Consider the following 16,768-nt stretch of genomic DNA (forward strand, 5'->3'; position numbering starts at 1 on the left):
GGCGAAACGGCCGTCAATGCTGCCGGTGGGCGACGAAGCGCGCCGCCGCCAGCAGCGTCCGTCCGCGCTCGCCGTAGGGCGACAGCTCGGCCTCCGCTTCCGCCACGAGGTCATCGAGCCGCCGGCGCGTCCATTCGTGGCCGTTGAGCGCCGGCAGGGTCTTCTTGCCGCGTTCGCGATCCTTGCCGGCGGCCTTGCCCAGCGTCGCCGCATCGGCTGTCTCGTCGAGGAGATCGTCGGCGAGCTGGAAGGCAAGCCCCACGAGCTCGCCGAATCGCCGCAGCCGCTGCCGGTCCGCCGGAGCGGCGTCCGCCACCACCGGCCCCGCCTCGCAGGCGAAGGCGATCAGCGCGCCGGTCTTCATCGCCTGCATCGTGGCGATCTCGTCTTCGGTCAGGTCGCGAATTTCCGCCGCCAGGTCCAGCGCCTGGCCGCCGACCATGCCGCCGGCCCCGGCATCGCGGGCCAGCATCAGGACGAGCGCAGAGCGGGCGGCGAGCGACAGGCGCTCGGCACCGGCAATGAGGCCGAAGGCGAGAGTCAAAAGCGCATCGCCGGCGAGGATCGCCGTTGCCTCGTCGAAGGCCTTGTGGACCGTCGGCTTGCCGCGCCGCATGGCGTCGTCGTCCATCGCCGGCAGATCGTCATGGACGAGCGAGTAGCAGTGCACGCATTCCAGCGCGACGGCTGCATCCAGCGAATCATCCGCCGTGGCGCCGAACAGGGCGGCTGCCTCGATCACCAGGAACGGCCGCAGCCGCTTGCCGCCGCCGAGCGCGCCATGCGCCATTGCCGCGCGGACCCGTTCCGGGGCACCGGCGAGCGGCCCCTCGCCGTCAAGGATCGCGGCCAGCCGCGCCTCGACGCGGGCGGCAGTGGACGCCAGAAGTGCTTCGAACCCGTCGCCGTCCATCGCCCGATTCCTCGCCCGTTCCGCTGCCGGGGCTTTGCGCGAGCCACGGGCCGGGGTCAAGCCTCGGCGCCGTTGCGAGGCGCCAAGCTCCCGGCTAAGGCTGGAGCGATGAAGCCTCGACCTCGCCCCGTCCCCGTAGCAGCCGCCCTTCGCGGCATCGGTGCGCCATGATCCGCCGGGTGCTTGCGGCTGTCGCGATCGTCGTCGTCCTGCTCGTCGCGATCCCGCTGGTGCTGACGCCGCTCTACGCGATCCGGGCGATCCACCCGGTCTCGACACTGATGCTCGCCGACCACTTCACCTTCCGCCCTGTGCTACGGGAATGGGTTCCGATCGAGGACGTCGCGCCGGTGATGGTGTATTCCGTGCTGATGTCCGAAGACGGCCAGTTCTGCCGCCATGACGGGATCGACTGGGGCGAGATGCGCGCCGTCGTCGATGCGGCGCTCGCCGGCGAAGAGACCCGCGGCGCCTCGACCATCCCGATGCAGACCGTGAAGAACCTGTTCCTCTGGAATGACCGCTCGTATCTGCGAAAGGTGCTGGAGGCGCCGCTGGCGATCTATTTCGACCTCCTGGTGTCGAAGCGGCGGATCATGGAAATCTATCTCAACGTCGTCGAGTGGGACACCGGCGTCTATGGAATCGGCGCCGCCAGCCAGCACTATTTCGGCAAGCCGGCAAGCGAGCTGTCGGCCCGCCAGGCGGCGCTGCTCGCGGTGACGCTGCCGGCGCCCGGCACCCGCAACCCGGCCAATCCGGGGCCGGGCCTCGACCGCCTGGCGCGGCGCGTCGAGCGGCTGGCGAAAGCCTCGGGCGACTATGTCGGATGCGTCAGGCCGGCCGAAACCGGCTGAGGATTTCGCCCTACCCCTTCCCAAGGGCCGCATGCTTTGCTATGGGCTGCCTCGAATTCCCGTCACGGCGAAGCCTTGCGGCGATCATGGATCGCTCGTCGGCGCGTCCGACGTGAGACGGCGAACCGCAGGGCTCCACGGCCCGGCGAGGCGCTGCGGGACCGGAACCAGAGACGATTTTTGCCGGCGCGCCCTCGTGCAGCGGGCGACAGACCGAACGGAGCACGACATGGCCGTACCTAAACGCAAGACCAGCCCGTCGAAGCGCGGCATGCGCCGCTCGGCGGACGCGCTCAAGGCGCCGACCTATATTGAAGACAAGAACTCCGGTGAGCTGCGTCGCCCGCATCACATCGACCTGAAGACCGGCATGTACCGCGGCCGGCAGATCCTGACGGTCAAGGAAAAGGCGTAAGCCTCATCCGACCTCAGGGTGCGGCTTCGGCTGCATGACATTCGCAAGGCCGGTCCCCGCGGACCGGCTTTTTGCGTCCGCACGCCCGTCGTCGTGACCTAGACCGGTCGACAGCCTCGGCCCGATCTTGCGCCTCCCGGCTGTGCCGGCCCTGCGACGGCGGGCTTCGTCGGGCTATTTCTCGCCGGTCGTCTCGGCCGTCTTGGCGTCCAGCGCCTCGAGCCGCTTCTGCATCTGTGCCAGTTGCTGGCGCATTGCCTTGATGTCTTCCGGACCGGCCTTGTCGCCGTCATCCGCGGCGCCGGTGCCGTTCTTCGGCTCCCCGGCCTCGCCCATGGCGCCTGCCATGAACGGGTTGAACATCGCCATCGCCTGGCGGAACATCTCGGTGTTGCGGCGAACCTGCGCTTCCATCATCTTCATCGGCGTCTGCGCCATGGCACCCGGCAACTGGTCGCGGAAGCCTTCCTGCTCGCGCGAGAACGCGCTCATCGTCTGTTCCAGATAACCCGGAATGACCATCTGCATCTGGTCGCCGTAGAAGCGGATCAGCTGCCGCAGGAAGGTGATCGGCATCAGGTTCTGGCCGCCCTTGTTCTCCTGCTCGAAGATGATCTGCGTCAGAACGGCGTGGGTGATGTCCTCGCCGGTCTTGGCGTCCTGGACGACGAACTCCTCGTTGCCCTTGACCATGGAGGCAAGGTTCTCGAGCGTGACGTAGGTACTGGTACCGGTGTTGTAGAGACGGCGGTTGGCATATTTCTTGATGACCGTCACATCGGAATTCTTGGCCATGCCTCACCCCCTGTTGCAGCTTGCCGACGCCAGGATACTGCTTTGTGTGCAGTTGCGTCGCTGCGCCGCATAAATGATAGGCACAAAATCCGCCGCAATCCAAACCTTTCGCGCAACCTGCCGCAGCGACCGGGTTTTTCGTCGTGCATGACCCTTTCAAGACGAAACCGCCGCCAGCCGGCCGTAACCGTTTCGGCGCGTGCGGCGCGGGAACGCGCGAGGGGTCCGCGCCGCAGGCAACGGGGGTGGCGGGTCACCGCTCATCGCCGCAACAGACCGCCAGGACGCGTTTGCCAATGCGGCTGTCGATGCCTTATCTTTCGGCAGGAAGCGTCGAGGACGAACAAGGACAATCCCCATGAGCAACGGACAATCGGTCGTCATCGTCGGTGCGGCGCGCACGCCGGTCGGCGCTTTCAACGGCGCCTTCGCCGACGTGCCTGCGCATGAACTCGGCGCGGCCGCGATCCGCGCGGCGCTGCAGCGCGCCGGGGTCGAGGCGGCCGAGGTCGACGAGGTCATCATGGGCCAGATCCTCACCGCCGGCGAAGGCCAAAATCCCGCCCGCCAGGCGGCGATGGAAGCCGGTATCCCGCAGGAGGCGACCGCCTGGGGCCTCAACCAGCTCTGCGGCTCAGGCCTGCGCACGGTGGCGATCGGCATGCAGCAGATCGCCATGGGCGACGCGAAGATCATCGTCGCCGGCGGCCAGGAATCGATGTCGATGGCCCCGCACGCGGCGCATCTGCGCTCCGGCCAGAAGATGGGCGACCTAAAGCTCGTCGACACGATGCTGAAAGACGGCCTGATCGACGCCTTCAACGGCTATCACATGGGCAATACCGCCGAGAACGTCTCGCGCCAGTGGCAGATCACCCGCGACATGCAGGACGAATTCGCGGTGAAGTCGCAGAACAAGGCGGAGGAAGCCCAGAAGGCCGGTCGCTTCAGGGACGAGATCGCGCCGTTCACCGTCAAGGGCCGCAAGGGCGACACGGTGGTCGAGGACGACGAATACATCAAGCACGGCACGACGCTGGAGAAGGTCCAGAAGCTGCGCCCGGCTTTCGACAAGGAGGGCACGGTAACCGCCGCCAACGCCTCCGGCATCAACGACGGCGCCGCCGTCACCGTGCTGATGAGCGAGGCCGAAGCCGAGCGGCGCGGGCTGACGCCGCTGGTGCGCATCGTCTCCTGGGCGACCGCCGGCGTCGATCCCGCGATCATGGGCACCGGGCCGATCCCCGCTTCGCGCAAGGCGCTGGAAAAGGCGGGCTGGTCGGTGGACGATCTTGATCTCGTCGAGGCCAACGAGGCCTTCGCGGCGCAGGCCTGCGCCGTCAACAAGGATCTCGGCTGGAACACCGACATCGTCAACGTCAATGGCGGGGCGATCGCTATCGGCCATCCAATCGGCGCGTCGGGCAACCGCATCCTCAACACGCTCATCCACGAGATGATCCGCCGCGACGCCAAGAAGGGACTCGCAACCCTCTGCATCGGCGGTGGCATGGGCGTCGCCATGTGCTTCGAGCGCGGCTGAGGCAGGCTGTGGATGGCGGGGCAAGCTCGGGAGGCTGCCCCGCAGCGCCAACACATCACGAAGAATGGGGAGGACGACATGGGCAGAGTGGCCATCGTTACGGGTGGAACGCGCGGCATCGGCGCGGCGATTTCGACGGCGCTCAGGGATGCCGGGCATCAGGTCGCGGCGACCTACGCTGGCAACGAGGAGCGAGCCAACGCCTTCAGTGCCGAGACCGGCATCGCGGTGCACAAATGGGACGTCTCATCCTATGACGAATGCGCCGCCGGCATCGCCCGGGTGGAAGCCGAACTCGGGCCGGTGGAAATCCTCGTCAACAATGCCGGCATCACCCAGGATGCGATGTTCCACAAGATGACGCCGCAGCAATGGCAGGCGGTCATCGGCACCAATCTCAGCGGCCTCTTCAACATGACGCGGCAGGTCTGGGAGGGCATGCGCGACCGCGGCTTCGGCCGCATCGTCAACATCTCCTCGATCAACGGCCAGAAGGGCCAGGCCGGACAAGTCAACTATGCCGCAGCCAAGGCGGGCGACATCGGCTTCACCAAGGCCCTGGCGCAGGAGGGGGCGAAGAAGGGCATTACCGTCAATGCCGTCTGCCCCGGCTACATCAACACCGACATGATGGCGACGATCGCCGACGACATCATGCAGAAGCACATCCTGCCGCAGATCCCGGTAGGCCGGCTCGGCGAGGCGCACGAGATCGCCCGCTGCGTGGTGTTCCTCGCATCGGACGATTCCGGCTTCATCACCGGCTCGACCCTCTCCGCCAATGGTGGCCAGTACATGCACTGACCGCCGCCGGACGGAGCGCAGAGCAAAAAGTGGAATTCCCTTTTCTTGCTACGCGGCGTCGAATGCTGCGCCGCCCAAGTCGTTAGCCCTTCAACGCAAAACCTTCGCCGGGCCTGCAACCAGCGGAACCAAAGACAAGGAAGCTTGTTCTGCCGTCACGCTCGTGCGGACGCTCCAGGCGGACCGCCGACTTTCAGGGAGAACGGTAATGAACAAGAGGGCATGGGCCTACGGGGCCTTGGTCGCGGCGACGCTCGCGTCGGCGACCCCCGCGATGTCCCAGGGCATCCAGATCGGACCGGACGGCATCCGCGTCGTGCCGGAGGAGCAGGTTCGAGAGCGCGACGGCCGTCCGGAGCGACGCGAAGAGCGGCGTGAGGACCGGCGCGAACTGAGCGAGCGGGAAGCCGTCCGCATCGCCCGGCAGGAAGGCGTGCGCGAGGTCGATTCCGTGCGACGGACCCGCGGCGCCTACCGCATCGTCGGCATCGATCGCCGCGGCGACGACATCCAGGTCGACATCGACCGCCGCAATGGCGCGGTGCTTTCCGTCCGCTGACAGCGACGGAACCGGGTATCAGGCAGGCCGCACTCCTTCGGGGATGCGGCCTTCTTTCGTTCAGAGCATGGCGTTGCTGCTGCCGAGGATCATCAGGGCCGGCGAACTGATGCTCGAGCTGCTCTGCGCATCGTAGAGTGCGATGAAGCGGCTGATGAAGCGTTCCAACTGCTTGGGGTCCTGGAACGATTCGAGGTCGAGCTTCTTCTCCAGCGTCCGTTTCTGCACGTCGATGTTGCTCTGCCCCGATTCCGCCGGCAGGCCTACCGCGATCTGCACCACGTTGAGCAGGGCGGGATCAGCGAGAATGTCGTAGAACGACGTGAGCTCCGGTCCCATGCGGCGGAAATACAGCGCCAGACGGACCGCCTCGTTGTCCGACCCGGCCTCTTCCTCCATCGCCTGCCGGAGAAAGAAGTCCTGCGTCGACAGGAAGTTCTTCGCCGTCTGGACGTCCCGCCCGTCGCGGTCGATGCGGCCGTCGGGCGTGAAGGCGTATGCAGCCGCGAACTCGATCATCCGCTTGTCGCCGGAGGCGTTGACGAAGCTCTTGGGGTCGGCGAGATCGCTGGTCAGGATGGCGACGAGGTCCTTCTCCGACAGTTTCTCCGCTTCGAGCCCGTAGGCCTTCAGCGCGTAGTCGGTGATGGTCTTGTTCGTCACGAAGTCCTTGACCGACACGACCGATGCCAGTGCCGAGCGATACGCCTCGGTCTCCGCCTTGGCCTTCTCGACCGCCGCGGCCGTCGGATCCTTCCCCAGCCGGTCGGCGTAGCGGTCGGCGGTGTCCGCCTGGTTGGCCGCCGTCTGGGCGAGACGCGGCGCGGCGACCTTGCCGCTGTCGTCGAAGTTGAAGGCGGCCGCGAGCCGGAGGTAGCGCTCGTCGCCCAGCGTGTTGACGAAGGATTTGGGATCCGACGGGTCGCTGCGCAGCACCCGCATGATCGTCGAGCGGCTTTCCTCCGCAGGGTCCAGATCGAAGGCCGTCAGCGCATAGTTGTAGACCGCATTGCTGGAAACGAACTGCAGGGCCGTGGTGACCGAGGCGATGGCGACCTTGAACAGGCTGCTTGCGATGCGGTCGCTGCTGGCATTCTGGTTCTGGTAATTACCGAAATAGGCGTCGACCGTGGCCTGCGTCGACGCCTTTGTCTGTGCACTCTCGCCGGCCGGTACGTTGCCCTGTGCGTCGAAATTGAAACGCTCGACGAGCGTTCGATATTGCTGCTTGCGCAACAGCTTCTCCGGCGTGTCCTCGGCCATGCGGTTGAGCGCGCTCTGCGGGTCGGCGGGATCGCTGGTCAGGATCGTCCAGGCGAAAGCCGGCGTCTCGACCCCCGCGTCGAGACCGACGGAACTCAGCGCCACGCCGAACAGGCGGATATTGCCGACGAGATCGTCGGCGGTGCGCACGTCGACGATCTCCGCCTCGTAATAGCTCACCTGATAGGCGGCAGCCTGCGGGCTGCCGCCTAGGCCCTTCCGGTCGAGATAGGCGAAGACGGTCGTGTTGGCGTGACTGGGACTCTGCAGTCCCCCGGCCGGCGCCGAGCCGTCCGGCTCGAAAGGCAGCATCGCGGCCAGAACGGCATAGCGCAGATCGCCGTCTGCCGCCGGTCCGTCGGCGGCATTGCCGGTCAGCACGTCCCGGATGAAGGAGCGCGAGGCGATCGCCGGATCGATGCCCGCCGCCTCCAGCGCGACGGTGAACAGGGTCTGGTTGTCGAGGAAGGCATCGACGTCGGTGATCGCCCCGATCCCGTCCAGATAGGCCTTGGTCGTGGCGGCGAGCGCCTGCCCGGCTCGCACCCTGTGCTCGGAATAGGCGTCGACCAGGAGGTCGGTCTGGACCGTCGTCTGCGCCGTGGCTTTCGCGGGCTCTGCCGCCTTGGCGAAGGTAAAGGCGGCGGCGAAGGTCCGGTAGCGCTCGTCGGAAAGCTTGTTGGCGATGCTGGTCTTGTCGCTGAGATCGCTCTCCAGCACCTTCTTGATCAGCGCCCGGGAAGGGATCTGCTCCTCGAGCCCGTAGGCCTTCATCGCGTAGGAGTAGAGCCGGTAGTCGGCCATGAACTCGTCGATGGTGGAGACGCTGTGGATGTTGGCCCGGTAGTATTCCGCGTCCCGCTTGATCACCGGATCCGACGCGATCCGGTCGAGCGTCTTCGGCATGTCGCGCGTGTAGAGCTGGTAGCTGAGATAGGTCGACAACATGCCGGGCGCATCCTCGGTCTTCCGCTGCGGCAGCGGCAAGCAGCCGCGGACCGCGGCGACGTTGGCGCAAAAATCCGACCAAACCCTTAAGCGGGGCTGGAGCTTCGGCGCTTCGCCCCAGCGCAGGTCGCTGCCGCCGGATCAGGCGACCTTCAGCATCCGGCCTTCGGCATCGGAAACGACGCAGAGATCGAGCAGGCGCTGCACGCTGGCGGCGTGGCGGAAATCCGGCTGGCCATTGACGCCCGACAGGAGCGCCAGCACGAAGCGGTCGGCGTTGCGCGGCGTCGGCGGGCACTCGAGCCGCTTCCAGGTCTGAGTCTCGATGTCCGGGCCGAGGCAGACGTCGAGCGAGGAATCGTCGGTCGTCGACCAGACCTTCAAGGCACCCTTCTCGCCGTGGATGGTGAGGTCGAGGTCGTTCGCCTTGCCGGTCGCGGCCCGGCTCATGTGCACCGCGCCCAGCGCGCCGTTCGAGAACTCCACCGTCATCGCGCAGGAATCGTTTGCGTCCAGCCGGTATTCGCCGATCACCCCGCCTTCGGCCTTGTCGAACGTCTTGAGGCGGGCCGACAGGGCCGCGACGTCCAGACCCGTCCCGAAGGTGACGAAGTCGAGAAGATGGATGCCGATGTCCCCGAGGACGCCGCCCGAACCGTGCGCCGTCGACAACCGCCACAGCCAGCGTTCGTCGACGCGCCAGTCGCCCCAGTGTCGCCCGGTGAGCCAGCTCTGCAGGTAGCTCGCCTCGACATGGCGGATCGTGCCGATCTCGCCGGCCTCGATCATGCGCCGCGCCATCTGGAGCGCGTGGGCGTTGCGGTATGTGAGGTTCACCATGTTCACGACGCCGGCCCGCTCGGCCGCCTCGACCATCTCGAAGGCGTCGTCGGCGGTGACCGCCAGCGGCTTCTCGCAGAACACCGCCTTGCCGGCTGCCACGATCGCCAGCGTCGTCGCCTTGTGCGCTACGTCCGGCGTGGAATTCACCACCGCGTCGAACTCGCCCCAGGCGAGCGCCGCGTTGAGGCTCTCGAACGCGCGGGGGATGCGGTGCATCTCGGCGAAGGCGCGAGCCCGCTCGGCATTGGTGTCGCAGGCGGCGACGAGCCGGCAGCCGGGGATCGAGCCGAAATGCTCGGCGTGGCGATGCGACATGGCGCCGGTGCCGAGGATCATGATCCGCTTCTCGCCAACCATGCCCGTGCCTTCCGTCGCCGCGCTCATCGGAACCCCGCCTCGCCGGCCTGGTGCAGCGAAGCGCCCTTCGCCTCGATCGTCTCTGGCGCCTCTGCGACCGGCACGTTCGGCGCCTCGGCGACATCCGGCCAGGCGACCGGGTTGTAGGCCCAGCGCACGGCGTTGCGCAGCACCGTCTGGATCTCGGGGTTGTGATAGATCGGATAGGTCTCGTGGCCCGGCCGGAAATAGAAGATCCGCCCTGCCCCACGCTGGTAGGTCAGACCCGAGCGGAACACCTCGCCGCCCTCGAACCAGGAGATGAAGACGGTCTCCAGCGGCTCCGGCACCAGGAATGGCTCGCCATACATCTCGGCGTTCGGCAGTTCGATCGACGGCCCGACGCCCTGGACGATCGGGTGCGCGCGGTTGACCGCCCACAGCCGCTCGCGCTCGCCGGCCTCGCGCCAGCGCAGCGAGCAGGGCGTGCCCATCAGCCGCTTGAAGACCTTGGCGAAATGTCCCGAATGAAGGACGATCAGCCCCATGCCCTGGTGCACCCGGTCGGCGACCCGCTCGACCACCGCGTCGGACACGTCCCCGTGGGACTTGTGTCCCCACCACAGCAGCACGTCCGTCGCGTCGAGCCGGGCCTGCGACAGCCCGTGCTCGGGCTCGTCCAGCGTCGCCGTCGAGACGTCGATGTCGGCCTCGCGGCCGAGCGCCGCCGCGATGACGGCGTGGATGCCATCGGGATAGATGTCCCTCACCACCGGGTTCTCGCGCTCATGCGCGAACTCGTTCCAGACGACGGTCCTGATGGTCATCACGGGTCTCCTCATGCGCAGCCGATCGCGACCGCCCGCAGGAGGGGGCGGCCCGCAATCGGTTTTCGTCAGTTTGCCTCGATCAGCGCGAAGGGCAGCGTCGAAAGGACGTCGCCGACGGCGAGCGTCGACACGGGTGCCACCGTCTCCTCCGTCAGGACGTTGCGCCAGTTGCGCCCGGCCAGCGTCTCGGGGAGGCGGATCACCGTTCCCTCCCATCGCGAGGCCGCCACATGCGGCTCGCTCGCGCCGGCCAGCAGGCCGAGGCAGAGGCGCGGCGCGACGGCGATCGCGGCCGCCCCGTCCTCGTTGGTGCGGGCGAAGGCGACGATGTGCGCCGCCATCGGCCCTTCCACCGTCAGCGGCAAATAGGCGCCGCGGGTGAACAGCGCCGGCGTGCGGCTGCGCCTGGCGAGCGCCGCGCGGGTGAGCTTCGCCTTGATCCTGCCGCTGCGCCAGTCGGTCAGCGCATCCGACCAGGGCTGGTCGGATTCGATCGTCGCCGCGCGGGCGTCGAAATCGATGGCGCGGCGATTGTCCGGGTCGACCAGCGAGAAATCGTAGAACTCGGTGCCCTGGTAGATGTCCGGCACGCCCGGCGCGGCGAATTTCAGCGTCGCCTGCGACAGCGATGTCAGGGCGCCGGCGGCGACGAAGGGCTGCACGTCCTTCCAGAATCGGGCGAGCAGATCGCCGGTCTGGGCGGGATCGAGAATGGCGGCGACGAATTCGCGCAGCGCGGTCTCGTAGGCTTCCGCCGGCGAGGTCCAGCTCGTCCAGCGCTTGGCCTCGCGGACCGCCTTCTCGGCATATTGCTGCAGGCGCTCGGTCAGCGCCGCGCGGGCTTCGCTGTCCTCGGGATCGAAATCCGGTGGCAGCACACCGAGCAGCGACTGGTAGAGCCCCCACTCCGTCCCGGCGTCGGGCGAGATCAGCAGCGGCTCGATGGTCTTGCGCCACGGCGCCAGCTCGGTCGCGAGACCGGCGACGATGTCGCGCCACAGCTCCGGCGCCTCCGACAGCGTGTAGAGCCGCGCCCGCGCGTCCTCGGCCCGCTTGGTGTCGTGGGTCGAGGTGGCCAGCAGCCCGTCCGGCTGGTCTTCCAACCGGATCTGCATGGCGTCGTGGAAGGCGGAGGTCTCCGCGCCGTAATGGTCCGGCTCGCCGCCCACCTCGTTGAGGGCGATCAGCCGGTTGTAGCGGTAGAAGGCGGTGTCCTCGACGGCCTTGGCCATGACGGCGCCGGTTGTCTGCTGGAAGCGCCGGGTGAAGTCGAGCGCGCCGGCGACATCCGCGCCGTCGACGAAGTCGAGCTTCAGCAGCCGGCCGATGAATTGGATCGGCTCGTCCGCCTCGACCTCGCGGCCGCTCATCGCCAGGTCCACCGCGTCGTCGATGATCGCGATGTCGCGGCGCGGCACGCCGTCCACCGAGACATAGGTGCGGTAGACCGGCAGCGCTGCCGCTACCTCGACGATAGCGCGGGCCATGGTGTCCTGGCCGAGGTCGCGCGTCGCGAGCCCGCGGCCGGCGACGCTGAGCGCGACACCGGTGAGATGCGTCAGCTCGCCGGCGAGGTTGCGCTGGAAGATCGAGCGCTTCTGGCGGACGATCATCGCCCGCAAATCTTCTTCCTCGCCGAGGAAGCCATGATAGGCCTCGGTCATCGCGGCTTCCTGGGCACCGTCGACATAGAGCCCTGCCAGCGCGGTGATGAACTCGTAGCCGGTGGTTCCCTCGATCTCCCAGGAGGTGCGCAGGCGCTCGTCGCCGGTGAGGATCTTCTCCACGTGCACGATAGGCGTGCGGCGCACCGACTGGAACGCCTGGCGCAGCTGCTCGAGATACCCCTTCGGATCGGCAAGCCCGTCGACATGATCGATGCGGATGCCGTCGAGCCGGCGCTCGCGCGCCAGGCGGATGACCAGCTGGTGGGATTCGCGGAACACCCGCCGCAGTTCCTGGCGGACGCCGATGAGGTCGGCGATCTCGAAGAACCGGCGATAGGTCAGACGCTCGCGGGCCGTGCGCCACCAGGCGAGGCGCCAGGCCTGCGCCTCGTGCAGCTCGTGCAGCGCCGTCTGGTCGGCGCTCAGCGCCATGACCGCGCTCTCGAGCGCCTCGCGGAAGCCGGGCTCAGCCAGGTGTTCGGCCAGCCGTTCCACCAGTTCGTCCGCCTCTGCCGGCGTCGAGACGGAGAAGCGGCGGACCAGCCGATCCTTCTCCGGATGATCCATCAGGCTGAAGACATGGCCGTAGGTGCGCGGGTCGATGGGCAGTCCGTAGCCGGCCGCGTCGAAGCGCATGCGGGCGTTCTCCGCATCCAGCTGCACCGCAAGGTCGCCGTCGGCCAGCGCCTCGCCATAGGGCTTGGCCAGCACCGGCACGAGAATCTTCTCGGCCTCCCAGGAGATGTCGAAGGTCTGGGCATAGCGGCTCTCCGAGCCCCAGCGCAGCACGTCCTCCCACCAGAGATTCTTCGGCGAGACGCCCATGTGGTTCGGCACGAAGTCGAGGATCAGGCCCAGATCGGCCGACGACAGCGCATCGCTCATCGCGGTGAAGCCGGCGACGCCGCCGAGGTCTTCCTCAAAGGCATTGTAGTCGGTGACGTCATAGCCGTGAGTCGAGCCCGGCGACGCCGCGAAGATCGGCGCGGCGTAGAGGTGGCTAATGCCCAGCCGCGCGAGATAGGGCGCGAGATCCCGCGCGGTCTCGAACGTGGTGCCTTCGCGGAATTGCAGGCGGTAGGTGGCGACGAGGGAGCGGCTCATGTGGCGCTGGGTCTTTCTTCACGCATGGCGGCCGCGAGGCGGCGGAAGCGTTCATCCGCGGCAATATCCTCGATCGACGTCGAGGAGCGGATGCGCCAGTTGGGGTACTGATCCGTGGTGCCCGGCAGGTTGGACTGCTTCTCCGACCCCAGCATGTCGTCGAGCTGCACGGCGACGAGCAGCGACGGCGTGCGGGCGATGAAGCGATGCAGGGCGATCGCCAGCGAATCGGGCAGGGTTTCGGGAAGGCCGGCTTCCCCGCTCGCGAGATCGTCCATGCCGGACGGCAGGAGCCTCGCGTCGGCCAGCGCGATGACCAGCGCCAGCCGGTCGCGCTCGCGCTGACCAAGATCGCGCCTGGTCGCGGCCGCATCCTGGGTCCCCACTTCCTCGCGCAGCCTGATATCGAGGCCCCGCCACCAGCCGGCGAGCGTGGCCAGATCATGGGTCGAGATGCAGGCAAGGGCCAGCGGCGGATAGGCTTCGGGCGGCAGGAAATCGATGTCGCCGTGCCGCTCGAAATAGAGGACGCGGTAGGAGAGGACCTGCGTCTCCTCCATCACCCCCCGGAAGCCGGCCGGGACCGTGCCGAGGTCCTCGCCGACGACCAGGCAATCGTTCGCCTGCGAGGCCGCGGCGACGCTGTCGATCATCGCGCCGAGCGGATAGCGCACGTAGCCGCCGCCCGCCGACGATACGCCGTCCGGGATCCACCACAACCGGGCGAGGCCCATCGCATGGTCGATCCGCACCGCGCCGGCATGGCGGGTGAGCGCCTCGAAAGCCTCGCGCATCGGCCTGTAGTCACGGTCGGCGAGCGCCTTCGGCGACAGCGGCGCCAGGCCCCAGTCCTGGCCCTGGCTGTTGAACATGTCGGGGGGCGAGCCGACCCGGGCGCTGGCGACGGTGAGCGAGGGGTCCATCCACGTCTCGGCACCGTCCGGCGCAACGCCGACGGCGAGGTCGAGATAGAGACCGATCGTCATGCCGGCGCTGCGGGCGCGGGCCTGCGCATCGGCCAGCTGTTCCTCGGCCTCGAACTGCAGCCATGTATGGAACAGGACGAGGTCGGCATTCTCCTCGCGGAAGCGCGCGACCTCCGTGCTGGCGCGGTCCTTCATGCCCTCGGGCCACGAATGCCACCCGGCGTAAGAGCCCGCCGCGACCTGGCGTTCGGAAATCGCCTCGAACAGAGCGAAGCCGGCGAGCGCCTCGCCGCCCGCCTCGCGGAAACGCTCGAATGCCTGCTCGTCGCGGATTTCCTCGATACGTGCCGCGAAGACCGCCTTCAGCAGCGTGCGCTTCAGCCCGCCGGCCGCGCCATAGTCCAACAGGTCCTCGTCGAGACCGGCAAACAGATCCGGCTTCTGAGAGCGCAATGCGGCGATTGCCTCCGCCCCGCCCTCCAGCCGGTCGACGGCGATGTAGAATGGGCTGAGGAACCGCCGGGTGGACGGCGAATACGGGCTGTACCGCCCCGGATCCGACAGGAACAGGGCATGGATCGGATTGACGCCGACGAACGAGGCACCTTCGGCGGCGGCGATCGTGGCGAGCCGTGCCAGATCCTCGAAATCCCCGATGCCGAGACTGCGTTCGGAGCGCAGCCCGTAGAGCTGGCAGGCAACGCCCCATTTCCGGCCGTCGGCGACCACCCTGGGCAGCGCGCAGGTCAGGCTCGGACGGTGCTGGGCCGACGCGAAGGTTCCCTCTTCGCCGGTTTCGGGATCCACCCCCAATGCCTCCAGAAGACCCCGGATCGCGTCGTCGTCGATCCGCTGGCGCTCCCCGAGTTCGGAAACATAGGCGATTTCGATACCGTGGCTTTCGGCCAGCCGGGCCAGGCGTTCGCTCACGCCGAAGGCCCCGCGATCAGCCGTTGCGTATCGAGACGGAATACCACCGACGGGCCGGGCAGCACGCCGCCCTGCAGTTCTTCGTCCGCGCCCCTCGGATAGGCATGCACCAGGTCCCCGCAGGTCAGGTCGGCCTTGGCAACGCCTTCCGGGATGGCCCAGGGCTCGTCGTCCAGATTGGCGAAGAGATGCAGGATCTGGCCGCTCCCCAGTTTCCACGAGACGACGAAGGCGCGCGAATCCTGAGAGGCCGTCCATTTGCCCGAGTGCGGCTCGATGCCGGAAAGCAGCGGTACGATGACGCGCTGCCTTGTCGCGAGCAGCCGGCGGGTCAACTCGAGCCGGCGGCGGTAGGTGGGGCGATCCTTGATCGACCAGTCGAGCCGCGAGTCCCTGAACGTCGTTTCGGCGTTCGGGTCGGGGATCAGCTTGCGGGCTTCCTCGTCGCGGAACGCGCTGAACTTGCCGAACTCGGCACGCCGCCCCTCGCGCACCAGATCGCCGAGTTCGCCATGAAAGTCGGTGAAGAAGCAGAACGGATCGGGATCGCCGAACTCTTCGCCCATGAACATCAGCGGGATCTGCGGCGACAGCAGCAGGATCGCCTGCAGGCACTCGACGGTCCGGCGCGAGCCGAGATCGGTCAGACGGTCGCCGAACGCCCGGTTGCCGATCTGATCGTGGTTCTGGATGAAGTTGACGAAGGCCGTCGGGGGCAGATGCCCTGATGGTTCGCCGACATTGCGTTCGCGATGCCCGGAATATTCGCCCTGGTAGACGAAGCCGGTGGCAAGGCATTTCGCCATCTGCTCGACGCTGTGGCGGCCGTAGTCGGCGTAGTAGCCTTCCGCCTCATGGGTCGCGATCACGTGGGCGCAATGGTGGAAGTCGTCGTTCCACTCGCCGGAGATCAGGCGCGGTTCGCCCGCCTCCCCCCGCTCGACATGCCAGGTGATGTTGCGGTCGTCCTCGGTGGTGAGGTGCACGTGCCGGTCCGGGAAGCGCTCACGCACCGTCGCGGCCAGTTCCTTCACCAGCGGCGTGTCGGTCGTGTCCTTGATCGAATCGATCGCATCGAGCCGTAGCCCGTCGATCTGGTATTCCTCCAGCCAGAACAGGGCGTTGTCGATCATGAACTGGCGCACCGGCGTCTCGTCGTAGGCGATCGCCGCGCCCCAGGGCGTGTGGATCTCCTCGTGGAAGAACTCCGGCGCGTAGGCGCCGATGTAGTTCCCGTCCGGCCCGAAATGATTGTAGACGACGTCGAGGAAGACCATCAGGCCGCGCTGGTGCGCCGCGTCGACCAGCCGCTTCAGCCCTTCGGCGCCGCCATAGACCTCGTGCGGGCAGTAGAGCAGCACGCCGTCGTACCCCCAGCCGCGTCGGCCGGCGAACTGCGCGACCGGCATCAGCTCGATGGCGGTGATGCCGAGTTCCTTCAGATAATCGAGCTTCTCGATAATCGCGTCGAACGTGCCTTCCGGCGTGAATGCGCCGGTGTGCAACTCGTAGAAGACCGCCTCTTCCCACGGCCGTCCGCGCCAGTCGCTCGAAGACCATTGATAGTCCGTCGGCTCGACCAGCCGGGACAGCGAATGCACATCGCCCATCTGGGCCCGCGCCGCCGGATCGGGAACCACCTGATCACCATTGATGCGGAAGCCGTAGCCACCACCCACGGCCACGCGGTCGCTGGTCACTTCCCACCAGCCGCCGCCGACCTTGTCCATCGTAACGAAGTCCGGCTCGGTCTCCGCACCCACGGCGAGCTCGATCTGGCCGGCGCTCGGCGCCCACAGACGGAACCGGGTCGCGTCGCCCTGCCGGGAAGTGCCCCAGGATGTCTCAAAGGAATATCGGTTGGTACTAGCCATATCCACGTGCTTGCTGCCCGGTTGCGCTGTCCGTCCGCAGCCCTCGGGCGATCAGACAGGAAAAACTCGACTTTTACGGCAAGCAGTCACGCTCGCACGCCAGCTGTCGGCTGGAATGCCTGCGTCGATCACCGTCCCTGTGCAGCTAAGTGGAGCAGCGG

Annotated in this window: 13 protein-coding genes; 5 read left to right on the forward strand and 8 right to left on the reverse strand. The window is 67.5% G+C overall.

Annotated features, from left to right (window positions below; translation table 11 throughout):
- Positions 1-13: 13 nt before the first annotated feature.
- Positions 14-913 carry a polyprenyl synthetase family protein gene (locus GGR03_RS11545; protein WP_183208183.1) on the reverse strand — a complete coding sequence of 300 codons (900 nt, stop codon included), beginning with the start codon at positions 911-913 and terminating at the stop codon, positions 14-16.
- Between the two features lie 167 nt (positions 914-1,080).
- On the opposite strand from GGR03_RS11545, the gene GGR03_RS11550 reads away from it, so the two are divergent.
- Together GGR03_RS11550 and rpmF are read left to right on the forward strand one after the other, a co-directional pair.
- On the forward strand, positions 1,081-1,770 hold the full coding sequence (locus GGR03_RS11550) for a biosynthetic peptidoglycan transglycosylase (protein ID WP_183208185.1): 690 nt from the start codon (positions 1,081-1,083) through the stop codon (positions 1,768-1,770).
- 229 nt (positions 1,771-1,999) lie between these two features.
- Positions 2,000-2,185: a 50S ribosomal protein L32 gene (gene rpmF, locus GGR03_RS11555; RefSeq protein WP_163044083.1), complete on the forward strand. Its 186-nt coding sequence runs from the start codon at positions 2,000-2,002 to the stop codon at positions 2,183-2,185.
- 174 nt (positions 2,186-2,359) lie between these two features.
- On the opposite strand, the gene phaR is transcribed toward rpmF, so the two are convergent.
- A complete protein-coding gene (gene phaR / locus GGR03_RS11560; protein WP_183208187.1) occupies positions 2,360-2,980 on the reverse strand; it encodes a polyhydroxyalkanoate synthesis repressor PhaR in 621 nt (206 codons plus the stop codon).
- 358 nt (positions 2,981-3,338) lie between these two features.
- Between phaR and GGR03_RS11565 the strand changes: the two genes are divergently transcribed.
- The 3 genes from GGR03_RS11565 to GGR03_RS11575 all read left to right on the forward strand — a co-directional run bounded on the left by GGR03_RS11565 (position 3,339) and on the right by GGR03_RS11575 (position 5,886).
- Positions 3,339-4,523 carry an acetyl-CoA C-acetyltransferase gene (locus tag GGR03_RS11565; RefSeq protein WP_183208189.1) on the forward strand — a complete coding sequence of 395 codons (1,185 nt, stop codon included), beginning with the start codon at positions 3,339-3,341 and terminating at the stop codon, positions 4,521-4,523.
- Positions 4,524-4,601: 78 nt separating this feature from the next.
- Positions 4,602-5,327, forward strand: coding sequence for an acetoacetyl-CoA reductase (gene phbB / locus GGR03_RS11570; RefSeq protein WP_183208191.1), 726 nt, complete (start codon positions 4,602-4,604; stop codon positions 5,325-5,327).
- A 208-nt stretch (positions 5,328-5,535) separates the two neighbouring features.
- The gene (locus tag GGR03_RS11575; RefSeq protein WP_183208194.1) at positions 5,536-5,886 is read left to right on the forward strand and encodes a PepSY domain-containing protein; all 351 of its coding nucleotides are present in this window, start codon (positions 5,536-5,538) and stop codon (positions 5,884-5,886) included.
- A 60-nt stretch (positions 5,887-5,946) separates the two neighbouring features.
- Here GGR03_RS11575 and GGR03_RS11580 read toward each other — a convergent pair whose 3' ends face one another.
- The 6 genes from GGR03_RS11580 to treZ form a co-directional block, all read right to left on the reverse strand.
- Positions 5,947-8,097 carry a DUF1217 domain-containing protein gene (locus tag GGR03_RS11580; RefSeq protein ID WP_183208196.1) on the reverse strand — a complete coding sequence of 717 codons (2,151 nt, stop codon included), beginning with the start codon at positions 8,095-8,097 and terminating at the stop codon, positions 5,947-5,949.
- 141 nt (positions 8,098-8,238) lie between these two features.
- Positions 8,239-9,324, reverse strand: a complete 1,086-nt coding sequence (locus tag GGR03_RS11585) for a Gfo/Idh/MocA family protein (RefSeq protein ID WP_246367912.1) — start codon at positions 9,322-9,324, stop codon at positions 8,239-8,241.
- A complete protein-coding gene (locus GGR03_RS11590) occupies positions 9,321-10,103 on the reverse strand; it encodes a ThuA domain-containing protein (protein WP_183208198.1) in 783 nt (260 codons plus the stop codon). The genes GGR03_RS11585 and GGR03_RS11590 overlap by 4 nt, the downstream gene beginning before the upstream one ends.
- A gap of 68 nt (positions 10,104-10,171) precedes the next feature.
- Positions 10,172-12,877, reverse strand: coding sequence for a malto-oligosyltrehalose synthase (gene treY / locus GGR03_RS11595; RefSeq protein WP_183208199.1), 2,706 nt, complete (start codon positions 12,875-12,877; stop codon positions 10,172-10,174).
- Entirely contained in the window at positions 12,874-14,733 is a 1,860-nt protein-coding gene (malQ, locus tag GGR03_RS11600; protein WP_183208201.1) for a 4-alpha-glucanotransferase, read from the reverse strand. The genes treY and malQ overlap by 4 nt, the downstream gene beginning before the upstream one ends.
- Positions 14,730-16,607, reverse strand: coding sequence for a malto-oligosyltrehalose trehalohydrolase (gene treZ, locus GGR03_RS11605; protein ID WP_183208203.1), 1,878 nt, complete (start codon positions 16,605-16,607; stop codon positions 14,730-14,732). Before treZ ends, malQ begins: the two co-directional genes overlap by 4 nt.
- Positions 16,608-16,768: the final 161 nt, after the last annotated feature.

The sequence above is a fragment of the Aurantimonas endophytica genome, assembly GCF_014196845.1.
GTDB classification, from domain to species: Bacteria; Pseudomonadota; Alphaproteobacteria; order Rhizobiales; family Rhizobiaceae; genus Aurantimonas; species Aurantimonas endophytica.